16 protein-coding genes are annotated in these 19,563 nt (G+C 37.9%); 7 read left to right on the top strand and 9 right to left on the bottom strand.

Features of this window, described 5'->3' with window-relative positions; all coding sequences use genetic code 11:
• Nucleotides 1-120: 120 nt before the first annotated feature.
• A complete protein-coding gene (locus ACKPEB_RS07340; protein WP_408964212.1) occupies nucleotides 121-732 on the bottom strand; it encodes a hypothetical protein in 612 nt (203 codons plus the stop codon).
• A gap of 118 nt (nucleotides 733-850) precedes the next feature.
• Entirely contained in the window at nucleotides 851-1,360 is a 510-nt protein-coding gene (locus tag ACKPEB_RS07335) for a hypothetical protein (protein WP_408964211.1), read from the bottom strand.
• 57 nt (nucleotides 1,361-1,417) lie between these two features.
• Here ACKPEB_RS07335 and ACKPEB_RS07330 point away from each other — a divergent pair, with 57 nt between their 5' ends.
• The 6 genes from ACKPEB_RS07330 (at nucleotide 1,418) to ACKPEB_RS07305 (ending at nucleotide 10,663) form a co-directional block, all read left to right on the top strand.
• On the top strand, nucleotides 1,418-2,335 hold the full coding sequence (locus ACKPEB_RS07330; RefSeq protein ID WP_408964210.1) for a histone deacetylase: 918 nt from the start codon (nucleotides 1,418-1,420) through the stop codon (nucleotides 2,333-2,335).
• 128 nt (nucleotides 2,336-2,463) lie between these two features.
• On the top strand, nucleotides 2,464-2,754 hold the full coding sequence (locus ACKPEB_RS07325; RefSeq protein WP_408964209.1) for a hypothetical protein: 291 nt from the start codon (nucleotides 2,464-2,466) through the stop codon (nucleotides 2,752-2,754).
• Nucleotides 2,755-2,940: 186 nt separating this feature from the next.
• The gene (locus ACKPEB_RS07320) at nucleotides 2,941-5,973 is read left to right on the top strand and encodes a hypothetical protein (RefSeq protein ID WP_408964208.1); all 3,033 of its coding nucleotides are present in this window, start codon (nucleotides 2,941-2,943) and stop codon (nucleotides 5,971-5,973) included.
• Nucleotides 5,970-9,656, top strand: coding sequence for a helicase-related protein (locus ACKPEB_RS07315; protein ID WP_408964207.1), 3,687 nt, complete (start codon nucleotides 5,970-5,972; stop codon nucleotides 9,654-9,656). The genes ACKPEB_RS07320 and ACKPEB_RS07315 overlap by 4 nt, the downstream gene beginning before the upstream one ends.
• 448 nt (nucleotides 9,657-10,104) lie before the next feature.
• Entirely contained in the window at nucleotides 10,105-10,398 is a 294-nt protein-coding gene (locus tag ACKPEB_RS07310; protein ID WP_408964206.1) for a hypothetical protein, read from the top strand.
• Nucleotides 10,352-10,663: a papain fold toxin domain-containing protein gene (locus ACKPEB_RS07305; protein ID WP_408964205.1), complete on the top strand. Its 312-nt coding sequence runs from the start codon at nucleotides 10,352-10,354 to the stop codon at nucleotides 10,661-10,663. The genes ACKPEB_RS07310 and ACKPEB_RS07305 overlap by 47 nt, the downstream gene beginning before the upstream one ends.
• 29 nt (nucleotides 10,664-10,692) lie before the next feature.
• Here the strand turns inward: ACKPEB_RS07305 and atpC are convergent, their stop codons facing one another.
• The 6 genes from atpC to minC form a co-directional block, all read right to left on the bottom strand.
• Nucleotides 10,693-11,106 carry an ATP synthase F1 subunit epsilon gene (atpC, locus tag ACKPEB_RS07300; RefSeq protein ID WP_408964204.1) on the bottom strand — a complete coding sequence of 138 codons (414 nt, stop codon included), beginning with the start codon at nucleotides 11,104-11,106 and terminating at the stop codon, nucleotides 10,693-10,695.
• An 88-nt stretch (nucleotides 11,107-11,194) separates the two neighbouring features.
• On the bottom strand, nucleotides 11,195-12,643 hold the full coding sequence (atpD, locus tag ACKPEB_RS07295) for a F0F1 ATP synthase subunit beta (protein ID WP_408964203.1): 1,449 nt from the start codon (nucleotides 12,641-12,643) through the stop codon (nucleotides 11,195-11,197).
• A 198-nt stretch (nucleotides 12,644-12,841) separates the two neighbouring features.
• The gene (locus ACKPEB_RS07290) at nucleotides 12,842-14,080 is read right to left on the bottom strand and encodes a SidA/IucD/PvdA family monooxygenase (RefSeq protein WP_408964202.1); all 1,239 of its coding nucleotides are present in this window, start codon (nucleotides 14,078-14,080) and stop codon (nucleotides 12,842-12,844) included.
• 96 nt (nucleotides 14,081-14,176) lie between these two features.
• Nucleotides 14,177-14,692 carry a cell division topological specificity factor MinE gene (minE, locus tag ACKPEB_RS07285; protein ID WP_408964201.1) on the bottom strand — a complete coding sequence of 172 codons (516 nt, stop codon included), beginning with the start codon at nucleotides 14,690-14,692 and terminating at the stop codon, nucleotides 14,177-14,179.
• 63 nt (nucleotides 14,693-14,755) lie between these two features.
• Nucleotides 14,756-15,562: a septum site-determining protein MinD gene (minD, locus tag ACKPEB_RS07280; protein ID WP_408964200.1), complete on the bottom strand. Its 807-nt coding sequence runs from the start codon at nucleotides 15,560-15,562 to the stop codon at nucleotides 14,756-14,758.
• Nucleotides 15,563-15,704: 142 nt separating this feature from the next.
• Nucleotides 15,705-16,526, bottom strand: coding sequence for a septum site-determining protein MinC (minC, locus tag ACKPEB_RS07275; RefSeq protein WP_408964199.1), 822 nt, complete (start codon nucleotides 16,524-16,526; stop codon nucleotides 15,705-15,707).
• Between the two features lie 254 nt (nucleotides 16,527-16,780).
• Here minC and ACKPEB_RS07270 point away from each other — a divergent pair, with 254 nt between their 5' ends.
• Nucleotides 16,781-17,875 carry a sensor histidine kinase gene (locus tag ACKPEB_RS07270; protein ID WP_408964198.1) on the top strand — a complete coding sequence of 365 codons (1,095 nt, stop codon included), beginning with the start codon at nucleotides 16,781-16,783 and terminating at the stop codon, nucleotides 17,873-17,875.
• Between the two features lie 36 nt (nucleotides 17,876-17,911).
• Here the strand turns inward: ACKPEB_RS07270 and ACKPEB_RS07265 are convergent, their stop codons facing one another.
• Nucleotides 17,912-19,252, bottom strand: a complete 1,341-nt coding sequence (locus tag ACKPEB_RS07265) for an ABC transporter ATP-binding protein (RefSeq protein WP_408964197.1) — start codon at nucleotides 19,250-19,252, stop codon at nucleotides 17,912-17,914.
• Nucleotides 19,253-19,563: the final 311 nt, after the last annotated feature.

Genomic DNA, 19,563 nt, shown 5'->3' with positions numbered 1-19,563 from the left:
TATTGGTATACAATCCTGCGATTTGAATCAGGATTATTCCCTGGAACAATGGATTGCCAAAGCGGATAAATGAATGTATGAACATAAACAAAGGAAATATTTGAGAAATCGTTGTTAACATTAACAAATGGGACGCTGACCGGGTTTAACGGCATGAATATTTTCACTGCCGGATTGTGGCCATCCTCGTCGATCTCCGGCTTCTGAGGGTTGTCCCCAACCTAATTGTAATAACATCTCCAAAAAGCTCGATTTTTCCCATTTCCAAATACAAGCCCATTCAGTCCGTTGAACAATTGCATCGACTTCTGCAACACAAATTCGACGATAATCTTTACCGCTATTTATACTTAAATATAAATCCATTCCGGTTGTTACATTGTCCCAAAATTCTAAAAGTTTAATTTTAGCAGCTTTTAACTGTTCAAAATCATAAGGTAAGGCGATTAATTGTTCATGGACAAAGGGAAACTGTAGGGTTTTTCCCTGAACCGTAATTTCTCGCCAAACGATGCCAGAAACTAGATTTTCTCTTTGGTAGTCGTGAATGGTGGCTTTAAAATTTTGATAGGCGGTAAACTTTTGAATTCCCTCCGGTTTCAAAAAACAATCAATGACTGGATTTCCAACAGCAGGAGTCGCCTTTAAATTTAAACGCTTCCCGTTTAGGCAAGCCTCGCGCTCCTCATTTAAGATGTGGATCAGTTCCTCTGTACTGTATATTTTTGACATCAGAAGCGTCCTACTTGCCAGTATTTATCAGATTTATTTTGGATTAGACGACATAGTAGTGCATTGGTCTTGGAGATGTCAAGGAACTGATCAAAAGTCTAATGCTGTTGGTATCGGGTCAATCTAAAGAATTCAGTTTAGATTTTAACAGTTTAAGCCGATCGGCACTGAGATTAATTTTGATTTCAATCAACTGTTGATTATCCCGTAATAAAATCATCCCATTTTGACCGACCGCTAAATTAGGATCGTTTAATTCAATCATTTGATAGGGTCGGCGATAAAGTTGCACTCGAATTATGACTTGTTGTTGAGACTGGGGGAAAATATACAATTGTTGATGTGGTTCATCGAATTCTAATTGATGGGGGGTAATGTTTCGTTCTTGAGATTGTTCAGCTTTAAACCAATAAAGGGTAATTCCACGAATTTCTGGATTGGTGAGGATAAATTTTTCATCAAATCGTTGAGGTTCCCAGTCTAAATCGTTTCTATTTCCATGAGTCGGAAGTAACCGTTGTTGCCAGTAAATTTCCTGACCTTGTAAGGATGTCCACCATTGACGAATGGTATCGAGATGGGTTGCATTGTCGGGGTTACTACTGCCATACTGCCAAAGGATTGTCATTGTTTTTTCTCAACTTCTATTGTCTTTACTCTAACGTTTTAACTACAATTCGCTCCTATGGATTTACCGATTGTTTTTCATCCTGATTATGGGGTTCCCTTACCTCCTGAACATCGGTTTCCGATGGCAAAGTTTCGCTTATTGTATGAGTTGTTATTGCGGGATGGTGTTGCGGATCTTAACGAGGTTCACACCCCAGAATTACCGCCTCAAGAGTGGATTGAATGGGTACATGATCCTGATTATGTGGAGGGGTATTATCAAGGCACTCTTGACCCCAAAGCGCAACGGCGGATTGGTTTACCTTGGAGTCCGGCTTTAGTCCGACGAACTTGTATTGCGGTGGGGGGGTCAATTTTAACGGCAAAATTAGCGTTATCTCAGGGGTTAGCCTGCAATACTGCTGGGGGAACTCATCATGCTTTTCCTAATTTTGGATCAGGATTTTGTATTTTTAATGATATCGCGATCGCCGCTCGTGTGGTGCAGCATTTAGGATTAGCAAAAAAAATATTAATTGTTGATTTAGATGTGCATCAAGGAGATGCAACGGCGGTTATTTTCCAAAATGATCCGAATGTTTTTACCTTTTCGATGCACTGTGAAGCGAATTTTCCAGCTAAAAAACAAATGAGTGATTTAGATGTTTCGTTATCGGTGGGGATGGAAGATGAGGAATATTTACAAACTTTAGCGGATTATTTACCGGATTTATTATCTGAGGTCAAACCGGATTTAGTCTTTTATGATGCAGGTGTTGACCCTCATGGAGAGGATCGATTAGGAAAATTAGCGTTAACGGATACAGGACTTTGGCGGCGAGAAATGCAAGTTTTAAGCACTTGTATTAGCCAGGGTTATCCTGTAGCCGCAATTATTGGAGGGGGTTATTCGGATGATTTAAAAGCTTTAGTTTATCGTCATTCTTTATTACATCGTGCTGCATCTCAAGTTTATCATCAATATCGTCTTTGATCCAATTCAAACCCAGGAACGGTTAAAGCTGAAAGTGAAGCAGAGGGAAAAAGAGTTACCTTTACTGTTTTATTACCCTTGAACAATTTGTCTTATTTTGCATTTTTTCATTCCCCAAATTATAACCCATGATTGTATATCGCTTAGAAAAATATACCACTCAACGTCCTCAAGAAGTTTTAATTGTTAAAATTGAACTTCAGGGAGAAACAGATGAAATTGCAATTTTTAAAGGATTTTCTAGTTCCTTAATGCGTCCCACAGCGTTTGATCCTGATATTCCAGTTTTTCCTGATACCGCTAAAATTCTTGAAATTGATCGTTTATCTAGTCCTTACAATCCCACGGAACCTCGTTATATTCAACAGGGATTAACTTGGGAAATGATGCAAGAATTATTAACAGAATTGGGACTATAATATAACTCAATCGGTGATAATATTGTATTGTAGGGATTGGGAGACCCAAACCCTACAAGTTTTGATCACAAATGATTGAGACTGACTATCACTGAATGAACCAGTCAGATGAGCAATAAAGTCAGGGGTAGCTAAAAGTTCACCTCTGACTTAAAATGGTTATAGCCAGAAATAAGAGGAATAAAGATGGTTAATATTTTGGGAGAAGGCGACAATGGTTTAACTCGTCTGGATTATCGTCATTTATTAGCGAATATTGTACAAGTGTTAACCCAGCAACCCCTTAACAATGGGTTGAATTTATCCCCAGATGGTAAACGGTTGTTCATTGATATTGATGAAATTGCGGCTCAAGTTTCTGCGTTAAGTTATGTAAATCCTTTAGGAGCAGCGACTTTTAACACCAAGTGTGCAACTATTAATTTAAACGTAGATTCAAAACAAACGTTTCGCGAAGAAATTCTACGAATTCGAGATATTTTAAGCCAAAATATAGAAACATCAATCAATTCTATTCCTCTACAAGATTTTATCAAACAATTAACAAGACCATTAACCGAATTTCAAGGAAATTCTGCAAAGCTTGGATTTCAATATTCTTTTAATAAAAGATATGAAAATTTACAAAAAAATCGATTAAGTTTACAGCGAGAAACTCAAAACAGCAAGGCTTTATTAAAATTTCACAAATTAACGATTACTGTTGAAAATACCAATAATTTTAATCAAGATTTAGAAAATAGTTTAAATAATTTTATTGATTTAAACTTTAATTCCGAGGAAGAAAAGGAAAATTTAGGTTATATTCTTGAGGATTTGTGTGAAGATTTAAAAAACAATAAAGATGATTTGTATCGGTTAAAATGTTTAATGGATACAGAAGCCATTGGAAAACTTCAGAGACAAGCTAAAATTTTATATTTGGAATATTTAGAAGAACATTTAGAACAACAGCAAGATTTAATTTATCTCCAAGATTTAATTCGGCGGTTACGGTTAATAGAAGATTATATTAACGATATGAACAAAGAAGATGGATATTATCAAGTTAACTATGCTGGAGTTAGCGTCAATTATAAAGACATATTCTCTCGCGCTGAAGCATTTGATGAGTTACCGATTATTCCCTTAATGGTTGGACATTTAGGCGAAACAACGGAAGAAACGTCAGGAAAACGACAATTTATTTTTGGATTAAAGCTAAAATTTGCAGGGAAAGTTCAAGCTCAAGGCGGAAAATCAGTTATTAATTATTATCTGGATTTACTCAATCCCGATAGTCCAGAACATCAAGAGGAATTAACGGATCATTCTCGAAAAGAATACTTTGTTAGAAAAGTCTTAAGAATTTTACTATTATATTATTTTGTCTTTGCTAGTTTTGATCCTTCTGCTCCAGATTATCATCCTGAACAGGATTTAGAGTATAACCCAGTTCAAAGGTTTGATGAACAAGTTTTACCGATCTTTAAAGACTCGGATGAGACGAAAAAACAAAGGATTTTGAGGGGTATGATCAAGGGTTTAAAATCTTACAAAATTGACACTAAAGTCGATAAACTTAAAAATCTGCTAACTAAATTTTTGAAAAGAAAGTCTGTTTCTCCATCTCGGTCTTATCCGATTCAAATTAGCGTTAAAACGGGAATTTTAGAAACAAATTACAGTAACATTGATAAAACTGACACCTTTTTTCAAACTGTTTTACGAGAAAATCCGAAAGCAGCTTTAAAATATATCTCTGTGGGAAAAGCAAGTGTAGATAATCGTTCCCTTTACTCGATTTCAGCTAACTTAAAAATTGATGAAATTCACTATTTCTCAACCGAGGATCAACAAAGTTTTACCATGAGCTATGATTTAAGAGAAGTTTATACAATTCCTGTAGTTGTCACTCCTAAACACGAAGATTGTAGACAGATTTTTAACGATAACTTTAAGCAACAAAAACTTTTAGTTTTTACTTATAATTATCAACGATTGCGAGAGGAAATTTTAAAAAATTTACAATCTTCAACGGCTTTTACTTATCAGTTTACCTTTGCATTATTAGCATATATCCTTTTAAAAATTTTACTAGATGCGTCAGAACGTCGCTTATTTGTCCCGATTTTAAGACTCCATTTAAGTGAGCCACAGGAGCCCGCACCCGAAGAAAAATTTATGCGTTCTATTTTTTCAGTCTTATCTCATTTACTGAATGAAAAACATCACTCCAATTCCCAAGGATTTTGTATTAAAACTTTTGACTCATTTAAACTCAAAAATGGGTTAAGTTCTTTATATTCTATTTTACCGAAAACTTTTAATTTAAGTCAACCCACAACGGAACCCCAACTAAATCAATTAGCGATTATTGTTGTCTCTAGTCGAGAATGCGATCGCGCTGGATCTTCCGATCATAAAATTGCAAATCTCATGGGAGAAATGATCGGTATTCAACGTCAAAAAGATGGTACAGTTCGACTGTATATGATTGGAACATTTTCCGATAATTATAATCAGCAAGAAATCCACAGTCATCCTGACGTTTTAATTGATCAGGTTAATCAGCTTTATCAAAAAGGATACAGACACTTTTTATATATTGCTAAATCTCCCTACTCCCAGACCTTAAATATGACGAAAAAGCAGGAAGATGAGGAACTGTTTTTTATGTCAAAATCGGTCATTCGTGCGTTAAAAGGGGAACGAGAAGATTTAAAAATCTATCCGATTTTTTTCGATAAATATTATGCTGTTAAATTGGATAAGATTCCATCAAGCTCTTTGTATATTCAAGACATTTCAGAGTTAGAAACTTTAGTGAAAGATCCCAGTAAGCAAGCGGTGGTGTTTTTTAATTTGTTTAATGGAATTAAGGTTGGAGATGATAAATACTATAATGGCGTGATTTCCTATACGACTTTATTAAATATTTATGAAGGAATTTTAGATGATAAAGATATTCGCATGGCGTTAATGTATGATAATTCATTAAAAAATGAGTTACTGGAGTTTTTAACCCTTTTCCATTTTTCTCGTTATGAAGCAGATAGTAATAAATCGAAAAATATTAGCTTAAAACTTGATCCTTATACCAAACTTATTGGAGAAGATAGTGTTGGTGCTTTATCAAGATTTAATCATATCAATAGTTATGCTGTTTTTAACGCTTTAGCGTTCTTAACTGAAGTCAAAAAAGTATTAAATATAGAGGAATCAGGAGAATTAACATGACAGAATTTCAACTAGGACAAGAATTAGGTCGCTTATTTGAAGTGGGTTTTAATATCGGAATGCTGACCTATATTGAACAGCATCAAATTTCTCATCGGTTTGGGTGTTTATACCGTCAGGAATTACAACAGATTAGTTTTTCTGAAATGGTTAGAGCTTTGATCAGAAAAACTCATATAGTTAATGATAAACATCGAAGAATTGTAGAAAAATGGAGCCTTTTTTTCTTAGAAAAAGCGTTTATAGCAGGATTAAACTTTCTGGATGAATATATTGAAGCGATGGGATGGAGTCAACGTCAACGAAAACGGTTAGAGATTTTATATTATCAATGTTGTTTTTCTGGGGATAATAGTTTTGGGAGTTATCAGAAAAATATCAATGATCAAGGAACTCATGAAGTTTTATCTCAATTAATTTCAATTCAAGCTAATCAAGTTCAAGAGTATTCTAAAAAAGGTAATTTTTTAAAAGCTGACACTTTAATTTTGATTCAGTGTATTAAAGAATATCGAATTTTATGTATTGATTACTCTATTTTTTCCATTAAAGCAATTCAGGATTTAGACGATATTGAGGATATCGAAGTTTTAAGGAGATTATTATTAAGTGAAATTCGGTATTTAAAATCCAAAAGTGTTTTTTCTAATTTAGGATTAGATACAAAAACCGCAGAATTAAATTTATCTAAAGACTTAAAAACTTATTTCAAAGCCTTCAAACGACAAGACAAAGAAACGGCGAAGTTAATTCAAGCGGGAAGTTATGTTTATAGTTTTTATGAATTTTTGCGATCGCATCATTTACTACCAGACAAAAGTTCTATTATTTTTAATATTGTTGGATATAGCGATCGCGGAATTAGTTCCATGTCCATCAATGAAAATAATTTAGATATTTTAGAAACTTGCGCTGAGATTTATAAACATCACGTGACTGATATTGAGATTAAAAATGCACGTCTTAATATATTAAGAAAAATCAAGAGAAATGCTTATAAAAGTTTTGATAAAGGTAAAGATTTTATTGATAAACTGTTAGCCATTAACCTAGATAAAATTACACCCATTATTCATTCAGAACGAATTGATGATTTTTGTAACTCGATTGATATTATTTCAGATGATTTAGCCAAACAACTAAACGTTACCCCTAAAATTGACCTCAGAAATGCTCATGCTGAATTAATTACTCAAGCGTTGAACTCGGATCTAACTTATATTTTTTTAACGGGGAATCCTGGGATCGGAAAAACAACAGCGATCGCTAATTTCCTCAAAACTCAACAGTGTTTAAACGAAGGATTTTTATTTTTTTATGTCAGTCCGCGAAAACAAGTAAATTTAGATATTATTGAAAAGTTTAAGAATCCAGACAATAACCAATTAGAAGATGATCTCATTTTTGCTATTAGCACTTCCTCGGCTTTAATTTCTGATAATCACGGAAAATATACAGTTAACTATCTCAACAATCTCTATTCTCAAAACCGATTTACTCAGCAAACAGTTGATTTTATTCACCAAGATTATGAATTATCTTCAACTTCTGCTTCAAAACGTTTAAAACGAATGACAGAAGATGAAATTCAAGCACATGATTCCTCTTTTAAAGGGGTTTTAAATAGTATTTGTAAAGGAATCTATACCCTAATTAATCGTAAAATATCGAATAATATTGTAGCGACGGTTTCAATTCAATCTTTCAAGAAAACTCAACACAGTTCCGATACCCTAAAGCATTTTGAACAAATCTTTAAAGACGCTTATAACTCTCAAGAAGGAATTGTAATTCCCGAAAAAATGCAAGCTCTTTCCGGTCGAATTAAGCATTTATTAATTATGATTGATGAAATTACTGGCGATGAAGGAGGAGCAGAATTTCTTAATCGAATAAGTGAGATTTTAAAAAAATATGGTGTAATGAATCCGACATCAGGATTTAACACTAAAATTATTGTAGCGGATGCTTCTATTGTTGATCCAGATGTGATTCAACAACACTTAGGAGAAACAACCAGTGAACCGAATAAAATCTTTTTTAGAAAAGCACAATCTCAAGATATTCCTTTATCAATACAACCCTTTTCTTTTCAAGGATTAAAAGCTACCGTTATCAACACTAATTCCTACCCAGCTAAAAGTTTAGGGATCACTTATAAAGTGTTTATTCAATCTTTGCGATATCAGAAAAAAATCTCTTTACAGGTAGACTCTGATCTACAAAAAACAGTTCAAAAGCAAATTTTTACTGATATTAATAACTTTTTAAATCAACTTAATTCTGAACAAATAATTATTTATATTCAAGATAAACAGAGACTAGCGGATTTAATTGAAAAGATTCGTGAACAGCGCGGTCAATTCAAACTTGATCAAGATTACTTAGAAATTCATGCGGATCTTTCAAACAACGAAAAACAAAATATTTCTAAGTATAAAAATCAAGTCAAAGTCATTTTTATGACCGCTTCAGCAAGTCGAGGGTTATCCTTTCCTAAAGTTAAGCAAATTTTAGTTGATATTCCTCGTTTTGAAATCGAAAAGAACTTGATGGAAATCATTCAAGTGATTTATCGAGGTCGAGGAAGCTATTTTGAAGAGGGAGTAGAAAAAACCTTAGATGATCAAGATAAACATCTGATTTTTTATTTATGTGAACAAGTCATCGTTTATCCTCAACAAAATCAAGGATTATCCTCTGATAATCAGTCTGATCAGCAGTTATCTCAACAAGAAAGTCTTTTAAGTCTTTTAAATATTTTGCTAATTTTAAAAACTTCTATTATGACTCGAATTTTTGGTTCAGGTCGCATTGGTTCTGATCAGTTTATGATGATTCCCATTGGCGGAAAATCGGTATTTACTACGGGTCAAACCTTTAGCAGTCAGATGAGTAACCTAATTAAACAGCTAAAAAAAGAACATAAAAGACACCCTTATGATCAGCTATTAAAAAACGTCTATTCTAGTTTAGAACTATTGCTGAGTTCCGTTGAAATTAATTTAGGAATCAAGGAAGATCAAGGATTATCCTATCTGGAATTACAACGTTCATTCGCTGCTAAATTTTACGAGTTAGTCAATCATAAATTAGAAGGTTTACTGAATTTTCCCCCCATTCAACGCAGTTATATCCATGGAAGTTTATTAATTGTTCCTGTTAAAGAAAGATTAATTGAAGAAAAATATAAAATGCGACTACAACAGGAAATTTTGAGCTATAGTAATGGAGAATTATTGTATCAAATGTCTAAAATTAAAAATAGTTCAACCTATCCCGAAAGTATTCATTCGGCTCTCAAAGAAGGGATAGAATTAGTCAAAATCCTTCAAGAAAAACCCTATAAAACCCAAAAATTTGAGCAAAATAGTCAATATCTCGACCAATATTATGCAATTCCCTTATTTAGTTTAATGATCAGTGAAGCGCTGCGTCAATATTTTTCCCGTCACGAACCTGAGCCTGAAGATCGAAGATTTAAAGATATTTTAGCGGCTTATCTTCGTTCTCTTTATCCCATCTGTAATATTTTACCCATTGGTGATGAATATAAAGATTTTCCTTGGATTCTATTTAGAAGTTATAGTCTCAACGAAATTAGAAGTAAACTTTTTACCGATAAATATTTTTTAATCTCCAATGAACTCAATGTTTTAAATCTTATTCTTTCTCAAGATTAAATTAATTGAGGGTTGGTAGTGAGGGTTCAGAAACCGGGTTTCTTATCCCATCTTTCTATTAATAGCTCAGGTTAAGGCAGAAACCCGGTTTCTTGGAGGTGGGGGTGGGGGTTAGAAACCGGGTTTTTTAAATAAGTTTTCTGTTAGTAACAAAGGTTAAGGTAGAAACCGGGTTTCTTGGAGGTGGGGGTGATGTCTGTTCGATATAATTAAGTTAAAGGAAAAGAAAAGGAGGTGAAACAATCGTACATAAGTTTTCTGGCCAAAAAGTATGTGACATTTTAAAACTAAAAAAAGGCAGTATCAAACAAGCACAGCTTCCACAAGGAGCGCCTAGCTGGGAAGAATTTAGTGAGATGACCTGGGAAGAAATAGAAAAAGGAGTTGCTGAAAACTCTCCGGGTTTTAAAGTTGTTCGCAAACTATTAAGTGATCGGAGGTTTGATAAATGAAAAATGATATTTTTGATCAGTTTCTTGGTTTCTTACAAAATTTAGATCAACAAGAAATTAGCTATTCTCTAGCTCATCATCGGGATGAGGCGATTATGGTGAGTGTTGCGCTTCCTGGGGAGCGTTGGGAAGTTGAATTTTTGAATGATGGATCTGTCGAGATTGAAAGATTTATTAGTCAAGGCGAAATATCGGGAGAAGAAGCTTTAAACGAATTATTTTCTCGATATTCAGATCCAGAGGATGTTTCTATTGAGACTAATTCAAATCCTAACTTGGTATCTATTTAATGGCATCCATCTGAAAATAAAACTCGTAGGTCGGGGATTATTTATTGTTAGTAAGCGTTGGGATAATAATCAAACATCAATTACCCAAAATCGAACGCACTATGGTATTGAAGCAAGAGGTAAAGTCTTTGATAACCTATCTTCTTATCCCATCTTTCTATTAATAGCTCATGTTAAGGTAGAAACCCGGTTTCTAGGTATGGGTGAGAGTCAGAAACCGGGTTTTTTAATTGAGCTTTTCGTTAGTAATAAAGATTATTGCTGAAACCCGGTTTCTACTGGTGTTTTTCTCGTTTAATCGAGAGTACCACCAGCCGCTTGTAACCGCGCTCTCGCTCTTTTTAAAGATTTTTTGGCTTTAATTTTGTCGCGTTCAGAGCCACTACTTTCAGCCGTTTCTAACTTAGCTTTAGCTTCGCTGTAAGCCGTCCGAGCTTCTTCTAAATTAATGCTGTCACCCCGTTCGGCGCCGTTAACCAAAATGGTGACTTCATTGGCTTCAACTTCAGCAAACCCGCCCATTAACACAATCGGAGTCCATTGATTTTTAGAACGAACCCGCAGCACTCCGGTATCTACAGCCGTTAACAGGGGGGTGTGACCCGTCAGAATACCCAGTTGTCCGGTGGTACTCGGAAGAATCACCTCATCGGCATTGTCATCCCAGACCGTCTGATCGGGGGCAATTACACGCACAGTTAATGTCATTTGTCAAGGGGTAATAAATATTGTGGAGATTCAAACAGAATCGTTGTTGGGCGATAGTTCAAGGGCTAAAGCCCAACAACCGTGAAGATTAGCCTTTGAGTTTTTCAGCTTTGGCAATCACTTGGTCAATATCACCCACCATGTAGAAGGCTTGTTCAGGCAGGTCATCGAGTTCCCCAGCCAGAATCATATTGAAGCCTTTGATGGTTTTTTCCAAAGTGACATATTGACCCGGAGATCCAGTGAACACTTCCGCGACGAAGAACGGTTGAGACAGGAATTTCTCAATTTTACGAGCACGAGCCACAGTCAGACGGTCTTCTTCAGACAGTTCATCTAACCCTAAAATGGCGATGATGTCTTGTAGTTCTTTGTACCGTTGCAGGGTGGCTTGGACAGCACGGGCGGTTTGATAATGTTTTTCACCCACAATTGAGGGTTGTAACATGGTGGAGGTCGAACCCAGGGGGTCTACAGCCGGATAAATCCCTTTAGAAGCTAGACCCCGTGATAATACGGTGGTGGCATCTAAGTGGGCGAAGGTGGTCGCTGGAGCGGGGTCAGTTAAATCGTCGGCGGGTACATAGACCGCTTGAATCGAGGTAATCGACCCTTCCGTGGTGGAGGTAATCCGTTCTTGCAGTTCACCCATTTCTGTTCCGAGGGTAGGCTGATATCCCACAGCAGAAGGCATCCGACCTAACAAAGCGGACACTTCAGAACCGGCTTGCACGAACCGGAAGATATTATCAATAAACAGCAGCACGTCTTGTTTGCTGACATCACGGAAATATTCAGCCATAGTCAAAGCCGACAGACCCACCCGCATTCTAGCTCCAGGGGGTTCGTTCATCTGACCGTAAACCAGAGCGACTTTAGATTGAGTCAGGTCGTTGGTGTTGATCACGCCAGATTCAATCATTTCATTGTAAAGGTCGTTTCCTTCACGAGTCCGTTCACCCACACCGCCAAACACGGACACACCCCCGTGAGCTTTAGCGATGTTATTAATCAGTTCCATAATAATAACGGTTTTGCCGACTCCGGCTCCACCGAACAGACCGATTTTACCGCCCCGACGATAGGGAGCTAACAGGTCTACCACTTTAATCCCCGTTTCAAACACCGAGGGTTTTGTTTCTAACTGAGTAAATGCAGGGGCAGAACGGTGAATGGACGAGGTTTCTTGAGTTTGAACCGGGCCAAAGCTATCAACCGGATCGCCCACCACGTTAAAAATCCGTCCCAAGGTAGCAGGGCCAACGGGAACACTAATGGGAGCGCCCGTATCAACCACTTCCATCCCTCGGACTAAACCATCGGTGGTACTCATGGAGACGGAACGGATTTGGCCATCCCCTAACAGTTGTTGCACTTCGCAAACAACAGAAACTTCCTGACCAATTTCGTTTTTGCCACTAATTTTAAGAGCGTTGTAGATTTCCGGCAATTTACCGCTCGGAAACTTGACATCTACAACCGGGCCAATGATTTGAGTAATGTAGCCTACGTTTGTTTTTTCTGCAGTGCTGACCATGGGTTTGCCTATGGGTTAATACAAGCTGATTCCGAATTCATCTCGGAAAGCTTTAGAAGAATTTAATATTGCCATCTTTTAGGTTATCACTGAACAGTCACTATATTTTACCGAAAATTCTGGGTTTAAAGCCCCGTCCCTGCGACAAAGCTCAGACCAAGCTCTTCCGGGGAGAAATTTCTGTTCCCTGTGCCCTGCTTAAATTAATGCCTTAGTGGGTTTGATTAGGGCTTGAACAATGCGAGCGCTTGCCATTCTAGCTCCCGATAAATTTCTGGCAGTTGGGCCGACCTGTAACGCCGCTAACCCGCCCATCATGAAAAATTCACATTGGGGTAGGCGTAAATCTTGATCTAAAACAGGTAATCCGTTCACAATTTCAGTGGGATAGGCTGTTAAAATTTCTGATAACAAAGGATGCTCCTTAGCATTGATTTGACTTCCTGTTGCTAACCAAATTTGATCAATTTTTTGTTGATGAATACAGGAATGATCTGTGAGTTGATCACAAAAAATTTGCCAGTAATTTCCCATCCATTGGGCTTGAGAAACTTGGCATTGCTGATAAAATTTAATTCGCCCCTGTTGTTCCAACTGTCGCAGGTGACTGAGGACGGGGGGTGTGATTGAACCGCCATTTCGAGCTTGTTGAATCATTTGCCAACGGGTGAACCAATTGGTTTCTGCCCAGAACCCTTTTAAGTATTTAGGGCCAAGCCAGCCTGGTTCAGCATCAAAGAGTTTATGATAGAACGTTCTGCGATTCATTAAGATCACGTTTGCTCCCCGTTCAATCGCCCCTAATGCTAAATGTCCACTGGTTTGACCTCCCCCAATAATTAAAATCTGCTCTCCCTGAAGTTGCAATTTCCGCAGATCAACTTGGTGAGAATGCAGTAAACGCTGCTGGGGATAAGAGGTCGAGATCTGTTTGACCCAAGTGGGATAATGGGGAAGACCGCTACCATTGGCTAAGACAACTCGTCGGGCGATCAGGGTTTGACCGTTGGATAGTTCCAAATCAAACTGGCTGCGTCGTTTCTGGCGTCGGGGTTGAATTGCGATCACCTCGGCTGGATAAACACAGTTTTGCAGTTGCCAACGTTGAATCAAATCTTGACAAAAATCTTTAAATAGTGTAGTTCCTGGTAAATCATAAGGAGGAAACAATTCATTGGGGCGATTTTGGGCAAAAGTCCTCAGTGCGTGCGGGTCTGGGTCGGGATGATGAACCGCAGGCGATCGCAAATGGGGAATCTGTTGAGCCGCAAATTGATGATTCCATTGCTGCATCCAAGTTCCACTCGGATCAAAAACGAGAAACCGACCTCTCATCGTCTTTCGTTTTTGTAGCAGATGAGTCACCAAGGTTAAAGCATGAGGCCCCCCACCAATAATTGCAATATCGATCTGGGGGGGAAGAGTAACAGCAGTCATAGGGTAGGAGTTAGCCGTTGAACTAAATAATGATAATCATTATCATTTTATTCTAGCAAACGAGGAGTCAACGGATTTGCTGACAACCAACCCCTTCTAAGTTTCCTTATCCTCAACGTTCTTAACGTCAGGTTCCTCGGTTGTTGATTGTTTGGGGGTGGCAGTTTTGGGTGGTTTTAGAGGTTCTGTGGTCGCGGTTGCAGACTGAGGAGCAGGGGAGTCTTGCTCAGATTCGGTTGTAACCGTTGGTGTCATTTCAAGGGGTACAGTTTTGGCGGGTTCGGGTTCAACGTCTGGAGTAGGTTTTGCTGATTCTGAGGCGGAGGGTTCAGGATCAACTAATGCCTTTTGCTTAACCCGACGAATGGGTAAATTAGCGACTAAGGCGGTGACTCGGTTATCGCTTTCTAAATTAAATTCTGAATCATTGGTGTCGATTTCCACGTAACGAGACACCACTTCTAGGATTTCTTTTCGCATGGCTTCCACCATTTCGGGTGCTAAATCAGCCCGGTCATGGGCTAACACGAATTTTAGGCGTCGTTTAGCGGCTTCTCGACTCGTTTGATTGCTTCGGGGAAAAAGTCGTTCTAGGATTTCATTAATTTTCATGGGGGTTTGCTGGGTAAAGACAGATGCAACAAAATTAAAATCAAAAACTCAAAGGGTGAAGTTTTAACCGACTTTAGAGGTAAAAAAACGACGCAGTTTTGCAAAAAAACCTTCTGGAGCCGGATTGAGATCCAAGAAAGCGACTTTTTCTCCTTCGAGACGACGCACCACATGATTAAAAGCTTGGGCGGCTTGGGAACCGTTTTCTGTTAAAACTAATGGTTCGCCTTTATTGGTAGAAACAATCACTGTTTCATCATCGGGAACCACTCCAATTAAAGGAATCGCTAAAATTTCTTCCACATCTTGCACCGACATCATATCGTTAGCTTGCACCATTAACGGTTTAATTCGATTAATTAATAAGCGAATATTTTTAACCGAATTTGCTTCTAATAACCCAATGACTCGATCGGCATCTCGAACGGCAGAAACTTCTGGAGTTGTAACAATAATTGCTTCTTTAGCAGGAGCGATCGCATTTTGAAATCCCTGTTCAATTCCCGCCGGACAATCAATGATAATATAATCATATTTCCCATCTAACATTCCCACTAATTGTTTCATTTGATCCGGGGTTACAGCTTCTTTCATGCGATTTTGAGCCGCCGGTAATAGCACTAACCGAGCTTCTCGTTTGTCTTTGACTAAAGCTTGTTCTAAGCGACATTCTCCCGATAAAACTTCCATTGCTGTATAGACAATTCGGTTTTCTAAACCGAGAAGTAAGTCTAAATTTCTTAGTCCAAAATCGGCATCAATCACAACTACTTTATGTCCCCGTTTTGCTAATGCCATTCCGACATTAGCGGTGCAGGTTGTTTTTCCCACCCCACCTTTTCCAGAGGTAATTACAATAACACGACTCATATTTAAAAGTTGACTTTTGAGGGTTGACGGTTAACGGTTAATCGCGAACGAGAACGCTCACAGTTTCAGGACTGATGGAAACTCCAGATTTTCCTACTGATTTCTATCACAAATCATGTCACAAATGAAATCAAGATTGTGCTTAATGATCTAAGGTTAAAGCTCTCGCTTTGGCAACTTCCCTCGCAGGACTGATGCGAATGCCATTATTATTAATATAGGCAACTTCTGGGTACACTTGTTCGGGAGAGGTTTCTGGCCCCCGTGCCACTTGATCCGCAATCCGAATTAACTTGGGTTCCATTTGCAGGGCCATAATTAAACTATTGCGGTTACCTTTAGCTCCAGCATGGACATTCCCACCTAAACGACCCCAAATAATAATATCGCCATCGGCAATAATTGAACTACCGGGGTTAACATCCCCAACGATAACAATAGTTCCAGGGTGACGAATATCGACTCCAGACCGCACGGTTTTTTTCAGATACAACGGTTCAGCTAACACAGACCGGGAAAGTTCCGAGACGGGTTGAGTTAAGGTTTCCCGTTCCGTATCTTGATCGACACTATATCCGGCTGTTGCTGCGGCGACTGCGGTTTGACGCCGACTGGTTTTGACTCGTTTAAGTTGCAGTTGAACTTCGTTGAGGGCTTCAGCAATATCTTGCAGTTGACGGCTATCTAATAACCGATTTTCAGCAATCAGATGAACCTCCTGATTTCCTTGTTCGGCGTGTTCACCGCCATTGAGACGATGCTTGAACTGTTGCCACAGTTCTGTCCAACTGTTGTTAGAGGTTGTCTCGGTGTCTTCTCGATGATGTTCTGGCGGTAAAAATAATAATAAGTGTCCATCTTCACGTTTTAACCGGACTTGTAAATTCGGATCAACCTCCGGTACACTCGCAGGAGATTGAAATTCAGCAGGGCTCAACTCAGAGGTTGGGGTATCCAAAGACATAAATAAAACTGAGATAGACAATCTTTTAACTCAACTGGTTATTTTACAGATAAAAACGAATTTTTTCCATCCCATCAATCGTGAGAATGCTCTAAATCCAGGCAGGATTTCGAGCATTTTAACAGCCAGCTTCATCAGAAGAATCCAATGATCAAAAATTGTTAAGATTTAACAGCATAGATCCAAGGGATTTTCATCCGAAATCCTCGCTGCTGTTTTATGATGAAATTGATTCTAAAAGCAAAAAATTCAATATGGCTAAAATGGGTTTACGAGGGCGTTTGTTTTTTTCCCATCTGTTAGTGATGTTAATTGGAGTCACATCCTTAGTCATCATTGGAAAAATTTCTTCTCCTCGGTTTTTCGTGAGTCGTTTAGAACAACTTGATGGCCCCGGATTTCGGTTACAATATATTCGCACTCGTCTAATAGAAGGGTTTGAAATTGCTTGGAATCGGAGTACATTTTGGTCGGTTTTAGCAGGAACAACCGCCGCCGTCGGACTCAGTTATTGGTTAACACAACGAATTACCCAACCTCTAACCCAAATGGACAAAATTACTCAGAAACTAGCTGAGGGAGACTGGTCAGAACGAATGTCTCCGAGTGATATTCCTGAGTTAAATCAATTAGCCATTAGTTTTAATCAGATGGCAGCTAGTTTACAAAATGTTGAAAAAGAACGACGAGAACTGATTAGTGATTTAACCCATGAATTAAGAACTCCCTTAACCGTTGTCCGAGGATATTTAGAAGAAATCGCCGACGGTCATATTGAACCGTCTTCTGAAATTTATCAACAATTAGCTAAGGAAACCAAACGTTTAGAACGATTAGTTAATGATTTACAAGAACTCTCAAAAGTTGAATCTGGCTATTTACCGATTCATCAAAAACCCGTTAATTTATATTCTTTATTAGAATCTTTGGTTCAACGGTTTTCTGATCAACTGTTAGAAGATGGCCCTATTCTTCTATTAGACTCTCAACCTAATTTACCTTGGGTGTTAGCGGATATAGATCGCACTGAACAAATTTTAGTTAATTTATTAGGGAATGCTATTCGTTATACTGAAACCGGAACCATTACCGTCAGAACTAGCCACGACTTCAACTTTTTATGGGTGGCTGTCATTGATACAGGTATTGGTATTTCTCCAGAGGATTTACCCCATGTTTTTGAACGCTTTTGGCGAGCAGATCGATCTCGTTCTCGACATTCTGGCGGGACTGGAATTGGATTAGCCATTACCCGGCGCTTAGTAGAATTACAAGGAGGAAAAATTACAGTTTCCAGTCATTTAAACAAAGGCAGTACGTTTAAATTTTCCCTCCCCTTAGCTTTATAATTATAGTCTATCTTTTTCTTTCTGTTCCCTATTCTATTACAAACGCGGCAAAATTGCTAAATCAGTTTTAGGATCGAATAAGTGAATTTTTTCCGGTACTAAAGTTAACCAAATTTTTTCACCGATTGTTAGTTCAGTTTCAGCCGGAATTCTAACTTGTAAGTAAGAATTAAGGCGATTTTCCCCTAATAAATGTACCCATAATAAAGTTTCATGCCCTAACGCTTCAAAACGATCAACAATAACTGGTAAATTTTTAGTCGCTGGACAACTCACAATTAAATGTTCTGGGCGAATACCTAATAATAATTTTTGGTCATTATAGGGCGTTAAAACATTTTGCCAAATATCAGGTAAGGTTAATCGGAATTGAGGATGGGTAATTAATAAAGGTGCGGTAAATTGAACGGGGATAAAGTTCATGGGAGGAGACCCAATAAACTCTGCAACAAAGCGATTAGCCGGACGATTATACAATTCTAAAGGTGGAGCAACTTGTTGAATTCTTCCCTGGTTCATTACTGCAATACGGGAACCCATTGTCATCGCTTCGACTTGATCATGGGTGACATAAATGGTCGTTGTTCCTAATTTTTTTTGGAGTTCAACAATTTGGGCACGAGTTTCGGTTCTTAATTTTGCATCTAAATTTGATAAAGGTTCATCCATTAAAAAAACTTGGGGGTTTCTTGCCATTGCTCTTCCTAACGCAACTCGCTGTTTTTGTCCCCCTGATAATTGTTTAGGATAGCGATCTAATAGAGATTCAATTTGTAATAATTTGGCGACGGTTAATACTCGTTCTGAGATAGCTTTTTCTCGTTCTGAAACATAGCGAAATTGAGCCGGAAGCGATCGCGTTATTGATACAATCACATCTTCTAACCACAAAGGAGCAAAGAATTGATAGTCTCCAACGGTTAAGGATAAGTGTTGAGAATCACAAAGGGGGGAAGAGTTGTTTTTTTTGACCATTAACGGAGGTTTAGGTTCAGTTTCTCGATAGGAACGTCGCAAGCCAAAGGCTAAGTTATCATAAACTTTCAAATGGGGATATAAGGCATAATTTTGAAACACCATTGCAATATCCCGCGCTTTGGGGGGTAATTCATTCACTAAGGTATTACCAATATAAATATTGCCTCCGGTAATCGTTTCTAGTCCAGCAATTAATCGTAATAAGGTACTTTTTCCGCAACCCGATGGCCCCACTAAAACCATAAACTCGCCGTCCAATATCTGTAAATAAACTCGTTTTAAAACCGCTTGACGAGTAGGGGTTGATTCTTGGAGTTCTGATGATTTTTTTTCCTCAGAGGAACTTTGATGATGAATGGGAAAACTTTTATAAATATTATCTAAAATAACTTCTGCCATTTTAATTTAACGTAATTTTATGAATTAGGAATTATTAGAATTACAGGGTTTTCTGATTGTTAGACAATCACTGCTACTTCCACTTATAACAGAAAAATCCCTTTTCCATTGCGTTCGGCTTGGGGCGGGGTTTTTGCGATCGCTATTTAGGGGACTGCATAAAATGTTATTTTTGTCAAGCCATTGATTTGGGTCACTCCCAAAACTCGTGCATCGTCAGATTGAAATTTTGTCAGAAAATCCATGTATTTCACCACAGCATCAGGGTTTCAGCCTTGATTTTGACCGATAGACAGAATAACCCCTTGGGT

This window comes from Planktothrix sp. (genome assembly GCF_046067725.1).
Taxonomy (GTDB): domain Bacteria; phylum Cyanobacteriota; class Cyanobacteriia; order Cyanobacteriales; family Microcoleaceae; genus Planktothrix.
This window is presented reverse-complemented; position numbering and strand designations above follow the sequence as displayed.

Coding starts and splice junctions, on each gene's coding strand:
- ACKPEB_RS07340 (WP_408964212.1), bottom strand. CDS start 732: ATGTCAAAAATATACAGTACAGAGGAACTGATCCACATCTTAAATGAG.
- ACKPEB_RS07335 (WP_408964211.1), bottom strand. CDS start 1,360: ATGACAATCCTTTGGCAGTATGGCAGTAGTAACCCCGACAATGCAACC.
- ACKPEB_RS07330 (WP_408964210.1), top strand. CDS start 1,418: ATGGATTTACCGATTGTTTTTCATCCTGATTATGGGGTTCCCTTACCT.
- ACKPEB_RS07325 (WP_408964209.1), top strand. CDS start 2,464: ATGATTGTATATCGCTTAGAAAAATATACCACTCAACGTCCTCAAGAA.
- ACKPEB_RS07320 (WP_408964208.1), top strand. CDS start 2,941: ATGGTTAATATTTTGGGAGAAGGCGACAATGGTTTAACTCGTCTGGAT.
- ACKPEB_RS07315 (WP_408964207.1), top strand. CDS start 5,970: ATGACAGAATTTCAACTAGGACAAGAATTAGGTCGCTTATTTGAAGTG.
- ACKPEB_RS07310 (WP_408964206.1), top strand. CDS start 10,105: ATGAAAAATGATATTTTTGATCAGTTTCTTGGTTTCTTACAAAATTTA.
- ACKPEB_RS07305 (WP_408964205.1), top strand. CDS start 10,352: ATGTTTCTATTGAGACTAATTCAAATCCTAACTTGGTATCTATTTAAT.
- atpC (WP_408964204.1), bottom strand. CDS start 11,106: ATGACATTAACTGTGCGTGTAATTGCCCCCGATCAGACGGTCTGGGAT.
- atpD (WP_408964203.1), bottom strand. CDS start 12,643: ATGGTCAGCACTGCAGAAAAAACAAACGTAGGCTACATTACTCAAATC.
- ACKPEB_RS07290 (WP_408964202.1), bottom strand. CDS start 14,080: ATGACTGCTGTTACTCTTCCCCCCCAGATCGATATTGCAATTATTGGT.
- minE (WP_408964201.1), bottom strand. CDS start 14,692: ATGAAAATTAATGAAATCCTAGAACGACTTTTTCCCCGAAGCAATCAA.
- minD (WP_408964200.1), bottom strand. CDS start 15,562: ATGAGTCGTGTTATTGTAATTACCTCTGGAAAAGGTGGGGTGGGAAAA.
- minC (WP_408964199.1), bottom strand. CDS start 16,526: ATGTCTTTGGATACCCCAACCTCTGAGTTGAGCCCTGCTGAATTTCAA.
- ACKPEB_RS07270 (WP_408964198.1), top strand. CDS start 16,781: ATGGCTAAAATGGGTTTACGAGGGCGTTTGTTTTTTTCCCATCTGTTA.
- ACKPEB_RS07265 (WP_408964197.1), bottom strand. CDS start 19,252: ATGGCAGAAGTTATTTTAGATAATATTTATAAAAGTTTTCCCATTCAT.